General features: G+C 61.9%; 8 protein-coding genes. 6 read left to right on the forward strand and 2 right to left on the reverse strand.

The annotated features are described in order from the left end of the window. Positions 1-134: 134 nt before the first annotated feature. Positions 135-617 (reverse strand): hypothetical protein, encoded by a 483-nt coding sequence (locus tag Q0687_RS22145; protein WP_298881338.1) that lies wholly within the window; start codon positions 615-617, stop codon positions 135-137. Positions 618-1,812: 1,195 nt separating this feature from the next. Here Q0687_RS22145 and Q0687_RS22150 point away from each other — a divergent pair. The 6 genes from Q0687_RS22150 to Q0687_RS22175 are packed head-to-tail and all read left to right on the forward strand — an operon-like array spanning position 1,813 to position 9,079. Further along, positions 1,813-3,714 carry an ABC transporter substrate-binding protein gene (locus tag Q0687_RS22150; RefSeq protein WP_298881341.1) on the forward strand — a complete coding sequence of 634 codons (1,902 nt, stop codon included), beginning with the start codon at positions 1,813-1,815 and terminating at the stop codon, positions 3,712-3,714. 56 nt (positions 3,715-3,770) lie between these two features. Further along, positions 3,771-4,775 (forward strand): ABC transporter permease, encoded by a 1,005-nt coding sequence (locus Q0687_RS22155; protein ID WP_298881344.1) that lies wholly within the window; start codon positions 3,771-3,773, stop codon positions 4,773-4,775. Then, positions 4,775-5,638 (forward strand): ABC transporter permease, encoded by an 864-nt coding sequence (locus tag Q0687_RS22160; RefSeq protein ID WP_298881347.1) that lies wholly within the window; start codon positions 4,775-4,777, stop codon positions 5,636-5,638. The genes Q0687_RS22155 and Q0687_RS22160 overlap by 1 nt, the downstream gene beginning before the upstream one ends. Beyond that, positions 5,638-6,669, forward strand: a complete 1,032-nt coding sequence (locus Q0687_RS22165) for an ABC transporter ATP-binding protein (protein WP_298881403.1) — start codon at positions 5,638-5,640, stop codon at positions 6,667-6,669. Before Q0687_RS22160 ends, Q0687_RS22165 begins: the two co-directional genes overlap by 1 nt. Further along, entirely contained in the window at positions 6,666-7,538 is an 873-nt protein-coding gene (locus Q0687_RS22170; protein ID WP_298881350.1) for an ATP-binding cassette domain-containing protein, read from the forward strand. Before Q0687_RS22165 ends, Q0687_RS22170 begins: the two co-directional genes overlap by 4 nt. Further along, positions 7,535-9,079, forward strand: a complete 1,545-nt coding sequence (locus Q0687_RS22175) for an alpha-N-arabinofuranosidase (protein WP_298881352.1) — start codon at positions 7,535-7,537, stop codon at positions 9,077-9,079. Before Q0687_RS22170 ends, Q0687_RS22175 begins: the two co-directional genes overlap by 4 nt. A gap of 52 nt (positions 9,080-9,131) precedes the next feature. Here the strand turns inward: Q0687_RS22175 and Q0687_RS22180 are convergent, their stop codons facing one another. Continuing rightward, on the reverse strand, positions 9,132-15,368 hold the full coding sequence (locus tag Q0687_RS22180) for an AAA family ATPase (protein ID WP_298881355.1): 6,237 nt from the start codon (positions 15,366-15,368) through the stop codon (positions 9,132-9,134). Between the last annotated feature and the right edge of the window lie 360 nt (positions 15,369-15,728).

Consider the following 15,728-nt stretch of genomic DNA (forward strand, 5'->3'; position numbering starts at 1 on the left):
CGGTCCACATCGCCGCCATTGTCGCCTATTGGATCAATTGAGTCTGAACCCTAGTATTTTATCCTGACAGCGTCGCTTCGCAACGTTCGTCTGCAAAGGTATGCGAAAGCAAGGCGACTGGTGGTCATCGCCCTTCACAGCCTAGGAGCCTTTTGCAGCCCGGTGTTCATATGTCCAACGTTGCAATGCTTGCCGGTAAGCGAGCAATAGCTCACCGTCAGTCTCATGTCCGTGACGTTTCTCAGAAACCCCCGCGTGAACGCGTTGTAGTCCGCTGAATGCGCTTCAGCCGCAGCTTTTAGGCGATCCAACCCTGACTGGTCGGTTTTAAAAATGAAGAAACCATCGGAAGGGTTAATGAAAGCACCGGTGGCAGGAATTTGGAACGACGATTGGAGCAGGATGCGAAGCTGTCCGCCCTCCATGCTCTGTTTGAGCCCCATTAGATTTCCGAAGAGATGCTCAATAACTGTTCCGTTATTACCATTGACGAATTCAATTACGTCGGTGTCCCGCGAAGTGTCGCCGTTCTTGTGAAAGTGAAGGTCCCTGAAATCGAAATCAATGGACTTAATCACGGCGCTGCCACCACCAAGATTCGTAATCTTCACGCTCATATCATTTGCATCAATCGCGAATGCTAGTTGTGGCCGAATGCTTAGTTCTCGAAAAGTCGAATCCAGTTCGAATGCTCTCTCGGCCACTCGAGCTTGTTGATAGGTGGCGTACGCGGCTCCCAATGCGACTATCAGCGATGAAGCCGATATCGCGAGTGTGAGGAAGTCCGTGGGTGGATTTGGCCTAACGGAGCTTGATCTTTTCTGCGCGCGTAGAATTGCCCGTATCTGCCTAGCGATTTTTTGAGTGGTCATTTGTAGCCTGCAATTTTCCAACTGCTACTCATCATTTGTTTGCATCTGGCCGAAAAAGTGTAGGGTTACCTGCATGATTATCCACAGTTGTGGCGCGGAAAATGCCACTGCGCCGGGGTATCAAATTGTCGCGCCCGTCGGGCAAAACACCCGCCACGCCCGTCAACCCCTCCTCGTAAAAATATTCCACTTTACCGAAATTCGGAAATGTCGTATATCTCACCCATCCCAGCTCATCCTTGAGGGGCGATCGTACGTCGTCACGCATCGCGAGCCGGGTTTGCGGTGGACGCGGGCAGCGTCGGCGCGAGAGGTGCGGGCAGGGCGGGTAGTCCCTGTGAGCCCGAAACCGCGCGCGGACGAACGGCGCTGTCAGGTTCGTCTCGCCAACATTTCGATGGCTACGTGCACGATGCCATCGAACCCTGTGGCGCAGGCGTACGGTGCGTACGGCAAAACCGTGTGGTCCTGGCCGTCGTTGCTACGGTCAAGCCTGTCGCGGAGGTGTGGCCGAGCCCAACCGGGCGAAGCGCATCGCCAATTCGCGGGGCGAGGGAGGCCAGAAGGACAATCGGCTCCCGGGGGAGCACGGCATAAGCCGTCAAACCATCGCGCAGGGAAGGCCGAGTGTTGGCCACACATGTATGCTGCTGTGCGGTTCTTCCTGCGCTACATCTTCGCGCAGCGGACCGCGGGTGCGAGGTCGGCACCCGGTCTTCCCTGCGCCCTCTCGGTTTTGAGGGGGACATCACCAGGCAAAACTCGGGCGAAACGCGCCGCGAGAACCTAGAGGCGCGTCTTTCAGATGCGCTTGAGGTGTTTGAGGGCCGCAGCGATCGGCCATCGCTACCATTCCCAAAATTCCTGTTGTCGCGCGACTCCGGCGCCTCTAGCATCGCGTCAAAACGGGCGTCGGGACGGAAATGTGCCGGAGGACATCATGCGCTGCATCAATGCATTGCTGCTGGCCGCTTGTGTACTGGGATCGCTGCTGTTCGCATCGGTGGAACCGAGCCATGCGCAGGGAATTCCGCAAAACATCCCGCGGAAGGATCTGCTGATCCTCGAAAACCCTGAGGGCACCGTCAAGAACGCCGGCTGGTTCAACATCTGGGTGATCAATGCCAGCTCGCAGTCCAATGGGCTGCAGCAGGTCGCGCTTGATACGCTCTGGTACATCGATCCCGAGAACGGTCTCGACGGCGCCTGGGACAACTCGCTGGCCGCCGACAAGCCGCAATACAACGCCGACTTCACCGAAATGACGGTCAAGCTGCGCAGCGGCATCTTCTGGAGCGATGGCGTCGAGTTCACGGCCGACGACGTCGTCGCAACCGTGACGACCCAGATCAAGCATCCGGCCATGCGCTTCAGCGCGGTGCTGGCGAGCAATGTCGCCTCCGTCGAGGCGACGGACGCCCAAACCGTCGTGTTCAAGCTCAAGAAGCCTAATTCGCGCTTCCACACCAATTTCACGGTGCGCTGGGGCGCGATATGGATCCTGCCCAAGCACGTCTTCGACAAGGTCGAGGATCCCCTCAAATTCGATTTCAACAAGCCGGTCTCGCTGGGCGCCTATGTGCTGCACAGCTACGACCCTGATGGCAAATGGTACATCTGGCAGCTTCGCGATGACTGGCAGCGCACAACGCTGGCGCGCTTCGGCAAGCCCGGCCCCAAATATCTCGCTTATGTCGACCCCGGTCCGCCGGACAAGCGGGTGATCGCGCAGCTCAACCACGAACTCGACGTGATCCACGACATCGCGCCGGAGGGCATGTTTGCGCTTGCCAAGCAGAGCAAGACGACGCGGGCCTGGTTCAAGGGATTCCCCTATGGCCACCCCGATCCGACGCTTCCCGCTGTCATCTTCAACACGCAGAATGAGAACTTCAAGAATCCTGATGTGCGCTGGGCGTTGGCGCTGTTGATCGACATCAAGGCCGTGGCAATGGCGGCCTATCGCGGCGCTGCCACCATCTCGGCGATCGGCGTGCCGCCGACTGGAACCCATCCGGCCACCTATCACGCGCCGCTGGAAGACTGGCTCAAGAGCTTCGAGCTCGACACCGGCAAGCGCAAGATCAAGCCGTACGACCCGACCATCGGCAAGCAGATTGCCGACATGCTGCGGCCGTCGATGGGCGAACAGATCCCGACCGATCCGGCGGAGATCGCCAAGGCGTTCGGCCGGGGTTGGTGGAAAACCGATCCGCAAGCAGCGCAGGAGCTTCTGGAGAAGGCCGGCTTCAGCAAGCGCGGCGGTGCCTGGATCACGCCTGACGGAAAGCCCTTCACCGTCCGCGTCATGGTCGAGGGCGATTTGCGTCCGGTGATGACGCGGGCCGGAACGATGATCGTGCAGCTGTGGAAGCAGGCGGGCATCGACGCCAAGATCGACGTCGCGCAGGGCACGTTGCCGACGCGGCGGGCGGCCGGCGATTTCGACACCTTCATCGGCTGGAGTGTCGAGACATTGGGCGGCCACCCGGACCTGTCCTACTTCCTCGACAGCTGGCATTCGCAGTTCGTCGCCGAGCCGGGCAAGCCGCAGCCGCTGCGCAACTGGCAGCGCTGGTCCAGTCCCGCCCTCGACAAGATCATCGAGGAGATCCGCACCGTCGGCTTCGATGATCCCAAATCGATCGAGCTCGGCAAGGACTACGTCAAGCTCGCGGTGAAGGAGATGCCGACCATTCCGTTGATGGCCTACAACGTGTTCACTGCGATGGACCAGACCTACTGGACCGGCTTTCCGACTGCGGAGAACCCTTACACCAATCCCGTGCCGAACTGGGGCAACTCGCGTTACATGTTCGTTCGGCTGAAGCCGGCAAACTAGTCAGCGATGATCCGGCAGTGCCCGCAACGACCTTGTCGAGCGTCCCGGGTGCTGCCATGAGCGGGTACGCCGGCTATGTTGGCCGCCGCCTCGCGCAATTCCTGCTCGTTGTCTTCATCGGCATCAACATCGCCTACGTCGTCACGCATGCCTCGCCGATCGATCCCGTCGAGCAATCGATCTCGGCGGTGACGTCGTTTGGCAATACCGCGCCTGATGCAATCGAACAGATGCGCCGCTCCCTGCGCGAGCTCTATGGTCTTGGCGGTACGCCCGTCGAACAATATCTGACATTCTGGAAGCGCATTCTGAGCGCCGATTTCGGTCCCTCGATGTCGGCCTTTCCGACCCCCGTCGGCACCCTGATCGGACGCGCGCTGCCCTGGACCGCGGGACTGCTGGCGGTTTCAACCCTCATCGCCTGGGTGCTTGGAAACCTGCTGGGGGGACTTGCCGGCTATTACCGGCAGAGCCGCGGGCTGAAGCTGATGGGGGTGATTGCCATGGGCCTTCATCCGATCCCCTATTACATCCTGGCCATGCTGCTGCTGATCCTGTTCGGCTTCATCTGGCCGGTGCTCCCGATCAGCGGCGGGTCGGCGATGGACCTGCCGCAGACCCTGACGGTCGAATTCGTTGGGAGCGTGCTGCAGCACGCGATCCTGCCGGCGCTCTCGCTGATCCTGATCGGCGTGGGCAGCTGGTTCCTCGGCATGCGTTCGCTGGTCGCCAATGTCCTTGCCGAGGATTATGTCGTCTATGCCGAGCTTGCCGGCGTCAAGTCCTCGCGCATCCTGACATCCTATGTGATGCGCAACGCGCTGGTGCCGCAGGTCACCGGCCTTGCGATGTCGCTCGGCGGAATCTTCAACGGTGCCGTGATCACCGAAAAGGTGTTCGGCTATCCGGGTCTCGGCTCGCTCCTGGTCGATGCCGTCTATGCTGGTGACTACGGCCTGGTGCTCGGCGTCACCACCATCTCGATCCTCGGCGTATCGGTTGGCGTGCTCGCGATCGATCTTCTGTACCCGCTGCTCGATCCCCGAGTGAAGGTCAGCTGATGGTCGTCTTCCTCCGCGACCTCCTGCGCTACAGGGCCGAATTCCGGATCGGGCTCGTGCTGGTCGCCATCGTCCTCGTGCTGTCCATGCTGGCGAGTTTTTCGCCATACCCGCCCGACAGCGTCTATGTGGTGCCGCCCGACTTGCCACCGTCGTCGACGTACTGGTTCGGCACGACGTCGCGCGGCCAGGACGTGTTCTGGCAGGTGAGCTTCGCCATCCGCAACACATTGCTGTTTGGCGGCACGGTGGCCCTGGTCAGCCGCCTGCTCGCGCTCGCGGTCGGGCTCATCAGCGGCTACAAGGGCGGCTGGATCGACCGCGCCCTGATGTCCGTGAACGATACCTTCATTGTCATCCCGCTGCTGCCGATCCTGGTGCTGTTCTATTTCGTGATGCGCGACCGGATCTCCTGGCTGATGCTGGCGCTGATCATGGCCTGCTTCGGCTGGGCTTACGATGCGCGGCTGATCCGCTCGGTGGTGATGAGCCTGCGGCACCGCGAGTTCACCCAGACCAGCCTGTTTTCCGGGATGAGCACCTGGCAGATCCTGACCGAGGAGCATCTGCCTTATGTCGTACCGATCCTGTTCTCCACGACCATGAACAACATGGTGTGGTCGATCGGGCTCGAGGTGACGCTTGCCGTGCTCGGCTTCACCGACATCAACACCCCGACGATCGGCGGCATGATCTATTGGGCCAACCAGCACACCGCGATGGTGGCGGGCATCTGGTGGTGGATCGCCTTTCCGACCATCGCGGTGATCATGGCGTTCATCGGACTCTTCCTGCTCGCGGTCTCGGTGAACGCCCATATCGATCCGAGAAGCCGCCTCTGGAGCACTGGAGAGGCGTCGTGATGCTCGCGAGCGTGGCGCAGCCGCACGGCGATCAGGATGTCCAGCCGCTTCTCGTGGTTCGCGACCTGCAAGCCTATTATCGGACCAGCCATGCCGGCGTCAGGCGTGGCATCCGGGCGGTTGACGGTGTCAGCTTCACGGTGCGCCGCGGCGAGATCTATGGTCTCGCCGGGGAATCGAGCTCGGGCAAGACCACGCTGATCAAGAGCATTGCCGGCGCGATCAAGCCTCCGCTCGAGATCGTCGGCGGCAGCATGGAGTTTGCGTTCCTGCCCGGCTATGGCGGATTGCACCGTGCGCCGCGGGCGATGGTGGAGCGGATTCGCTGGCGGCACCTGTCCTACATCATGCAGGGTTCGATGAACGTACTGAACCCGGTGCGTCGTATCGGATCCTCGTTCATCGATTTCGCCTATCCGCATATCGGGGGCAGCCGAAAGCAGTTCGAGCAGCAGGTGGTCGCCCATCTGGCTCGCGTCAGACTGGATCCTTCGGTGCTTTCAGCCTTTCCCCACGAGCTCTCGGGAGGGATGCGGCAACGCGCCACGCTTGCGCTCGCAACGATCTGCCGTCCCGGATTTATCATCGCCGATGAGCCGACCACCGCGCTCGACGTGGTGGTGCAGAAGGAGGTCCTGGGCATGATCCGCGGTATTCAACGCGAGACCGGCTCGTCGGTCCTGTTCGTCACGCATGACATGGGCGTGCACGCGCATATCACCGATCGTCTCGCCATCATGTATGCCGGGCGCCTCGTCGAGGAGGCCGCGACCGCGGAGATCTTCGGTAATCCGCTGCATCCTTACACCAAGAACCTCATCTCGAGCCTTCCGCGGATCGGCGAGGATGCGCCGCGCACAGGGCTTGGAGGTGCCCCGCCAAATCTTGCCGATCCCCCGTCGGGTTGCCGATTCCACCCGCGCTGTCCGCTTGCAAGCGAGATTTGCAGCCGCAAAGTTCCTGTCATGCGTGAAGCTCGCTCCGGGCATCGCGTTGCATGCTTCGCGGTCAACGGGGACGACCCGGCATGAATGATCTGCTGCTCGACGTTAGGGAGGTCAGCAAGACCTTCGTCCGCGGAAGGCTGCTCTCGCGGGAGAAGATCGTTGCGGTGAACAAGGTGAGCTTGCAGCTCGCCGCCCGGCGGCCGGAGATCTTGGCGATCATCGGCGAATCCGGCAGCGGCAAGACGACGCTTGCCCGGATGATTCTGAACATGGAGACGCCGACCAGCGGCAGGCTGCTGCTCGACGGCACCGACCTCGCGACCATCAACGGCAGTGCCGGTCGGCTGGCTTTCATGCATAGGGTACAGCCGATCTTTCAGAACCCGTTTGAATCCTTCAATCCGCTGAAGCGGGTTGAACGGTATCTGCTTATGACCCGACTTCGATTTGCTGGGACGGCAGGTGGGAGTACGACTGCGGAGGCCGTGGATGCCGCGCTGCACAAGGTGGGCTTGTCGCTTAGGGAGGTGAGCGGCCGACACCCGCACGAACTGTCCGGCGGACAGCTTCAACGGGTCGCGATTGCCCGTGCGCTGCTGGCCGAGCCGAAATTAATCGTGGCGGACGAGCCGGTCTCCATGATCGATGCGTCCTTGCGCATGTCGATTGTCAATCTGTTCAGGACGTTGCGGGACGAGTTGGGGATATCGATCATCTATGTCACGCATGATCTGGCGACCGCCTACTACATCAGCGATCGTATCATGATCATGCAGAAGGGCAGCGTCGTCGAAAGCGGCGATGCGCGAGACGTGCTGAAGGCGCCGCGGCATCCCTATACGTACCAATTGCGCGAAGCCGTGCTATTACCTGAGGTGGCCAACGTTTCGGCGAACGCAACTTCCAGCATGAACGGTCTCATCAGCCCCGGAACACCCGAGAGAAGAGCATGAGGAAAGCCAGAGTTCTGATCGACCGAGACTTCGCCATCGGTCACACCGACCCTCGCTTGTTCGGTGCGTTCGTCGAGCATCTCGGGCGATGCGTCTATGGCGGCATCTACGAGCCCGGCCATCCGAGCGCGGACAAAAGGGGCTTTCGGAAGGACGTGCTCGCCCTGGTGAAGGAGCTCGGCCCGACCCTCATCAGATATCCGGGCGGCAATTTCGTCTCGGGCTACAATTGGGAGGACGGCGTCGGCCCGCAGCACACGAGGCCTGCGCGCCTTGACCTCGCCTGGTTCAGCACCGAGCCGAACAGCTTTGGCACCAATGAATTCATGGACTGGTGCAAGGCTGCCGATGTCGCGCCGATGATGGCGGTCAATCTCGGTACCCGCGGCGGCGATGCCGCGCGCAATCTGGTCGAATATTGCAATCATCCGGGCGGCACGGCCTGGTCGGAGCTGCGCCGTAGCCACGGCTGGGACAAGCCGCACGGCGTGAAGCTGTGGTGCCTCGGCAACGAGGTCGACGGGCCCTGGCAGATGGAGCACAAGAGCGCCGCCGATTACGGTGCGCTCGCGCGCGAAGCTGCCAAGATGATGCGTTGGATTGATCCGACCATCGAGCTGGCGGCATGCGGATCGTCCGGGCGCAACATGCCGACCTTCGGCCAGTGGGAGGACACGGTCCTCGAGCACACCTTCGATCATGTCGAGTACATTTCGCTTCACACCTATCTGAACAATTACAAGCAGGATACGGCGTCGTTTCTCGCCAGCCCCGACCTGATGGACAGCTTCATCGACGAAGTCGTTGCGATCGCCGACGCGGTAGCGGCCAAGCGTCGTTCCAGCAAGCGCCTGATGCTGAGCTTCGATGAATGGAACGTCTGGTACCGAACGCGCCGCAACCGCGCCGACCGGGTCAAGGAAGGCTGGCCGGTGGCGCCGCCGATCCTCGAGGAAATCTACACGATGGAGGATGCGCTCGCCTTCGGCGGCGCCTGCATTTCCCTGCTCAATCACGCCGATCGGGTCAGGGTTGCCTGCCTCGCACAACTCGTCAACGTCATCGCACCGATCATGACAGAGACAGGCGGCGGCGCGTGGCGCCAGACCACCTTCTTTCCGTTCGCGCACATGACCCGCTTCGGCCGCGGCAAGGTCTTGCGCACCCAAGCGGAGTCCGAAACATATGATTCGTCTTATTACGATCCCCGCGGCACCCTGGATCAGAACTTTCCCGTGCCTGATGTGCCCTATCTGAAAATCGCGGCCGTGGCGGCGGAGAATGGCGGCCTGTCGCTGTTTCTGCTCAATCGAGATTTGAAGCAGGAGATGGAGGTGAGCGTCGAGGCGAGACGCTTCGGCCGGCTGACTGTGAGCGAGCGGCTTGAACTGCGGCATGATGATCTCAAGGCGACCAACACCAAGCACGATCCAGGCAAGGTCAAGCCGGCGCCGTTGCGGGATGTGTCCTTTGATGGGGAACGATTGCAGACGACGCTCAAGCCGGCGTCGTGGAACGTGATCCATCTGTCGGCAGGCTGAATTTGGCAGATCGTACGCGGATGCGAGCCGAGGAACGGCCGGCCGCTGCGGTTCAATGCGTGAGGCCGGGCGGTGGCTGCGCGTCGAGGACCTGGCGAATGGCACGTGCCAGATCTGCCGGCCGGTACGGCTTGCTCAGCAGGGTGATATCAGGGTCGAGCCGACCGTCATGCATCATGGCGGCTTCCGGATAGCCCGACATATAGAGCACTGGCAGGCCGGGTCGCCGCTCCAGAACGGCATCGGCAAGTTCGCGGCCGTTCATTCCGCCGGGCATGACGACATCGGTAAAGAGCAGATCGAAGGCCGTGCCCCCGTCGACGAGAGCGAGGGCCTCCGGACCATTGGCGGCCGCGATCGGGCGGTAACCGAAGCTCTTCAGCTGCGCTTCAACATACTTACGGACCAGCTCGTCGTCCTCGACAAGGAGGATGGTCTCGCTGCCGCGCTGCAATTCGCCCTTCGTCGCCACGCTCGCCGAGACTGCGGCTTGGGCCGAACGGGGCAGGTACAGGCTGAAGGTCGTTCCCAATCCTTCTTCGCTGTCGATCCTGATGTGTCCGCCGGACTGCTTGAGGAAGCCATACACCATGCTCAAGCCGAGGCCCGTTCCCTTGCCGAGCTCCTTGGTCGTGAAGAAGGGCTCGAATATCTTGTCCCGGATCGCCAGCGGAATGCCCGAGCCGGTGTCGCTCACCGTGACCAGGACGAAGGCGCCGAGCGTATCGTCCGGGCCGGGATTGTCGGGGCCAAAGCTCACATTCGTGGTGCCGAAGGAGATTTTGCCTCCGCCTGCCATCGCGTCGCGGGCATTGACGGCCAGGTTGATCAGGGCGGTCGAGAGCTGGCCCGGATCGATCAGCGCATGCCAGCAATCGTCCTGCAGCGTGGAGCCGACCTCGATGTGCTCGCCCAGCGTTGGTCGCAACAGCTTCGCGGTATCGGCAATGAGATTGTTGACGTCGACGTTGCGGGGCTGCAGGGGCTGCCGGCGCGCGAATGCTAGGAGCTGCATGGTCAGATCGGCACCGCGCGTGGCGGCGTCGTCGATCATGTGCGCAATCGCGAGAAGATCGGGCTGAGCCGCAAGATCGTCGATCAGGATCTGGATCGTTCCGGTGATGACAGTCAGGATGTTGTTGAAATCATGGGCGACGCCACCGGTGAGCTGGCCGACCGCGTCCATCTTCTGCGCCTGGCGCAGCTGCTGCTCGAGGCGCAGACGCTGGCTGATGTCGCGCCCGATCACGATGATCAGCTCCTGGCCGCCCGTCGAGACGTGAGCGGCAGACATTTCGAGATCAAGGCCCTTGTCGTCGGCGCCATCCAGGCGAAGCTGCAGCAGGCCTGTCGAATCCGGCGCCAGCAAGCGAGCGATCGCTGTCGCGTCGGCAGGAACGAGGATGGATCGGAACGGCAGGCCGATGATCTGCTCCCGAGCGCGCCCCAGCATCGCACCAGCTATTCGATTTGCCTCGATCACCACGCCGCTTTGGTCGAGAACCAGGATCGCGTCATGTGCTTGCTCCATGAGCAGGCGGTATTTTTCCTCGGCCTGCTTGCGCGCGGTGAGGTCGAGCACGAACGAGACGCATTGATCGGACGATGCGGCCAGCGAGGCGGACCCGATGAGAACAGGTACGCGGCTGCCATCTTTCCTGATGAACTCCTTTTCCCGCGAGGCGATCTTACCCGATGTCCTGAGCTGTTCGATCCGCTGCGCGTCTTCGTCGCGATATTCCGCGGGAGTCATGTCGCTCCAGCGGATTGCGTTCGCGACCAGGTCCTGCCTGGAATATCCGGTCATGCTCAGGAAGGCATCGTTGGCGTAGTTGATGTCGCCACTGCCGTCCCAGAACAGGATGCCGATAATGTTGGAATCGACGAGCCGGCGGATGCGTGCCTCGCGCTCCTGAAGGTCGCGATAGAGCAGCGTATTCTCCAGTGAAATTGCCGCTTGTGCCGCCAACAGGTCCAGCACCGCCACGCGATCCGGCGTGAAGGCGTGCGTCGTCAGCGTGTTCTCCAGATACAGCAAGCCGATCAGCTTGGCTTGTTTCAGCAGGGGCAGGCAAAGTATGGATCTTGGGCGCCGACGACGCACATAGTCGTCGCCGTAGAGCGGATCGGGCCGCGTCGCGTCGTCGACGATGAGGGGCTTTTGGGCGCGAATGACGTAGCGCAGCAGGGCTTCCGGGCAATCCGGTGTCGAGAGCGAGGTTTGATGCATCGCGACCGTGAACTGGTCGCCTCTGGATTGGCCCTCCGCCTCGATACGGAAGTCGTCGTGCCGTGACAGGATCAGCAGGCCGCGATCGGCGCCGGCGTTCTGCAGCACGATTTTCATCAGCGTCTCGATCAGTTTGGGCAACTCGATTTCACTCGAGATGGCCTGAGACGCCTTCACCACCGTCGTGACGTCCATCTGCTGGATGGTCAGCCGGCTTCCGGAGCCGGTATCTTCGGCGACGTGGAGCCGAGGATAGAGATGTTCGAGCTGCCTGACCTTTTGATCGGCTCCCCAGCGAATAAATCCGTAATGGGCATCGCGCAGATAGGCATTGGCGATCTTGTCGAAGCCGCGCGTCGTATAGAAGCGTCCGGCGAGTTCGTTTGCGATGGCCTCATTCTGAGGAAAGCCGTTTGCATGCGCCGCGGCAATCGCCCGGTCGTAGAATCGCATCGCATCGAGTTCGCGGCCTTCGATGCGCGCGATTTCAGCCGAGATGAGCGCGGCGCGGTCGGCGAAGTCCTCCGAGCTGATCTCTGCCAATTGCTGAAGCTCGCGGTGGTGGCGGGTCAGTATGTCGAAATGCCGGGCTCGTTCGTCTGGGGCGTCGACCTCGCAACATGCGGCCTCGGCCAAGGCCGCATAGAAGTAAAACTCAATCCGATCGAACAGGGCTTTCGATGTCCACAAGAGCTTGTCGGCCTCTTCTGCAGCGGCGGGGGCGGCGGGATCGTTGGCAAGCACGCGTGCCTGCAGCTTGCGGGTCCAGTACCAGAATCCCGCCTGCTCCAGGTACGGCTCCGTCTCGAGACGACGTTCAAACTGCGCCTCGTTGAAGTCGGCTCCATCGAAGCCGCCGAATTTCGCTGTGAGTCCGCGCAGCGAGCGGATGAGCTGCAACTGCCCGATAATTCGGTCCGCTGCAAGATCGACGCGCGCCATGCGTGCGAAGTCGAGCCCCGCCTCGGCCTCCTGCTGCACTTCGGCTAGTGGATCGCCGCAGGCGAGAAGATGCGTCAAGAGATGATGACGGGTAAAGCTCGCATAGTTCACATCGCCGACTTGCTGCGCGGCGTCGAAGGCGCGCTTCAGCCAGGGGCGGCCTGTCCTCACATCTCGCGTCCAGCTGCCGAAGCCGAGATAGACGCGGGCCTTGAACCGGTCCAGTCCGCGCGTCTCGACCAGATCGAGGCCGAGCCGGGCAAACCGATAGCCGGCAGCATAGTTGCCAAAGTCGGGGCCGAGCACGGTGCCGAGCACGATGTATGCGAGGCATGAGGCATCGGAGTTGCCGTATTGCAGGCTGAGATTGGCCATGCGTCCGATGATCAGGCGACGCAAGCCCTCGTCGATGTACCAGGCTGGCGAGACCAGGACCGTAAGGACGTCCATCGTTCCGCGCGCGACAGGATCAGCCATCTGCGGCAGATCGAGCAGGGTCTCGATCGGGCGTTCACCGATCGCCTGCCACATCTGCTGATATTCTCGCTGGACTTCATCTGGCGTTGGATGCGCGGACCAGTCGATACCGACGCGTCGCAGATAGTCGAGCGCGGTCTCGACGTCGCGATCGCTTGGCTCCATCCGCAGGCGGGTGACTGCCGCAAGATCGGGCAGGGTGGCCGCACGCTCCGCCAGTTCGGCAAGGCGCATATTCGCCGCCGCGTGCTCGCCTGCAAGGAATTCGCACTCGGCGCGCTGGATAGCCAGCGTGAAACTAAGCGTGTAATGTTGCTCCCAGCGATCCAGGGGCAGCATGGCTTCGCCGGCGGCAAAGTGGGCGTGGGCCATGGCGAAGGCCGTCGCGGCCTTGGCGCGGCGGCCAGCCAGCAGATTGAGCTCCGCCAGTCGGACGCGCTCGTCGGGTGCAGCGATCAAGGCCTTGCCGCGATTGAGCTGGCTGACGATCTCGAAGACGTCTTCCTCGACGGTATCGGGTGCGGCTCTCGCTGCGAACAAACGGCCGATGCGCAGATGCGTCGCGGCCCGCTCGTGCTCCGGAATCAGTGCATAGGCGGCCTCTTGAAACCGATCGTGAACGAATCGGTAAGTGTCGCCTTGCGGCTCCACGAATTCCTGGCGAACGGCAGGCCATAGATCGGCATTGACCTGCTCCTCCGAGAGGCCGAGCACGACCGAAAGCACGGTGACCTCGGCGACATTTCCAAGACAGGCCATGTGTTGCAGCGCCGCGCGTGTGACCGCGGGCAGCCGGGTGAGCTTCCCCAGCATGAGGTCGATGACGTTGTCGGTGTATCGCTTGGCATGAATGCGATCGAGGTCCCAGGACCAGCTGATCGCTTCATGGTCGAAAGCGAGCAGGCCTTCGTCGACCAGCGAGAACAAGAACTGGATGGCGAAGAAAGGATTGCCTGCCGTCTTCTCGTGCACGAGCTGGATCAGCGGGGCGGCGTGCCTCGGCTCGCACCGAAGCGTGTCCGCGAGCAACTGGCCGAGATGCTTGCGACCGAACGGCGCGAGCGTGATCTCCACCACCCGTCGTCCGCGCGCCTTGATCGCCTCACGCATCCGCATAACGGGATGAGCGGAATCCACCTCGTTGTCCCGGTAGGCGCCGATCAGCATCAGGTGCTTCAGCTCTGACCGGGTCAGGATATCCTCAAGCAGCTCGAACGTCGCCATATCGAGCCATTGCAAATCATCGAGGAACAGCACAACGGGATGTTCGGCCCGCGCAAAAACGCCGATGAACTGCTCGATCACGCGGTGAAAGCGGCTTTGCGCGTGTTGGAGCGGCAGGTCAGGAACAGGCGGCTGCTCGCCGATGACGGCCTTTAGCTCCGGGATCAGATCCACGACGAGCTGTCCGTTCGGGCCAAGCGCGCTGAGCAGGGCCTGACGCCACTCGTTCAGCTCGGCTTCGCGTTTGCCGAGAAGGGGACGGATAAGGCCCTGGAATGCCTTGGCGAGTGTGGCGTAGGGAATGTCGCGTTTATGCTGGTCGAATTTGCCTGAGGCAAACAAGCCGTGCGAAGGCACCAGCACCTTGTGCAGCTCGTTGACGACAGAAGACTTTCCGATGCCGGAATATCCCGCGACCAGCGCAAGCTCCGGCGCGCCGGTTTTGACGATGCGTTCGAACGAAGCGAACAACAACTCGCGCTCGGACGTTCTTCCGTACAATTTCTCGGGAAGGAGGAGCCGGTCCGGCGTGTCGTGCTGGCCCAGCGGGAAGTCGTCGATGCGATGCAGAAGCTCCCATTCGGCAAGGCAATGCTGCAGGTCCCTCTCGGCGCCGCCGGCTGTCTGGTAGCGCTCCTCGGCCATCTTGGAGAGCAGCTTCATGATCAGCCTGGACACAGCGCCGGGCACGTCGCCGCTTCGCTTGGCCGGCGCGTCGGGCTCCCTTGCGACGTGACAATGCACCCATTCCATCGGATCGTTCGCAGCGAATGGAAGCGAGCCGGTGACCATCTGGTAGAACGTGACGCCGAGCGAGTAGAGATCACTCCGGGAGTCGATCGAGCGGTTCATGCGCCCCGTCTGCTCGGGAGACATGTAAGCGAACGTACCGGCGATCTGCTCGTGCACAGCTGCCGACAGTCGTTCGCGTGGGCGGCGCGTTGCGAAGCCGAAGCCGGTGAGATGCACACTGTCCTTGTCGCGGCTCACCAGGATATTTGCCGGTTTGATATCCTTGTGCACCAGGCCCTGTTGATGGACCTTGCCCAGCGCGGCGGCGATCTGGATCGCGAGGCGCAGGAAACTGCCCGTTTCCATGGGCGCGTCCATCAGCCAGGTCAGCGGCTCGCCGCCGCGATCCTCGAGCACGAGAATGGTACGGCCGTGATCCTGCAGCAGCTCGAGCGGCCTCGCCGCCCACGCACTGTCCAGTTCGTCCTTCAGCGCAAATTCGTGAGCCAGCCGATCGAGGCTTTGCGGGCTTGGATGCTCGGCGGCCGGAACGACGGCCAGCACGATCTGCCGTTCACCGTCAATGCGTTCGCGGGAGGTGCGGCACAGCAGAATCCCTTCTTCGTCGCAAAGAACCTGCGGACCGTGGGCCCAGCCGGTGCCCATAAACGATGAAAGGTTCATGTCGGTAGACCATGCCGCCGCCAAGCCCAAGCACGAACTCAAGTCCGAGCCGAAGCGGGGCTCCCCGGTACTTTACCTCATCCTCCAATAGGCTGCCCCGATGCGGCAATGCGCGCCGTTACCGTTTCTTGTTTCCGCGTGCGGGACGCATGAAGGACAGGACGTACGTGCGATGCTTGGCACGACAGGGCCGGCCCTCACGCCTTCATTCCAGCGCCCGGTTCGATCGACGAGGCCGGGCACGGTTTGAATCGTATCATTTGCCTCAATCTCGTCAACGGACGGCCAACGAGGCGACACGAAGCGAAATGCATTCGCACACGCCGGCATGCAACAGAGGTCTCTTGCGAACGAAACAAC

The organism is uncultured Bradyrhizobium sp. (assembly GCF_936928535.1).
Taxonomy (GTDB): Bacteria; Pseudomonadota; Alphaproteobacteria; order Rhizobiales; family Xanthobacteraceae; genus Bradyrhizobium.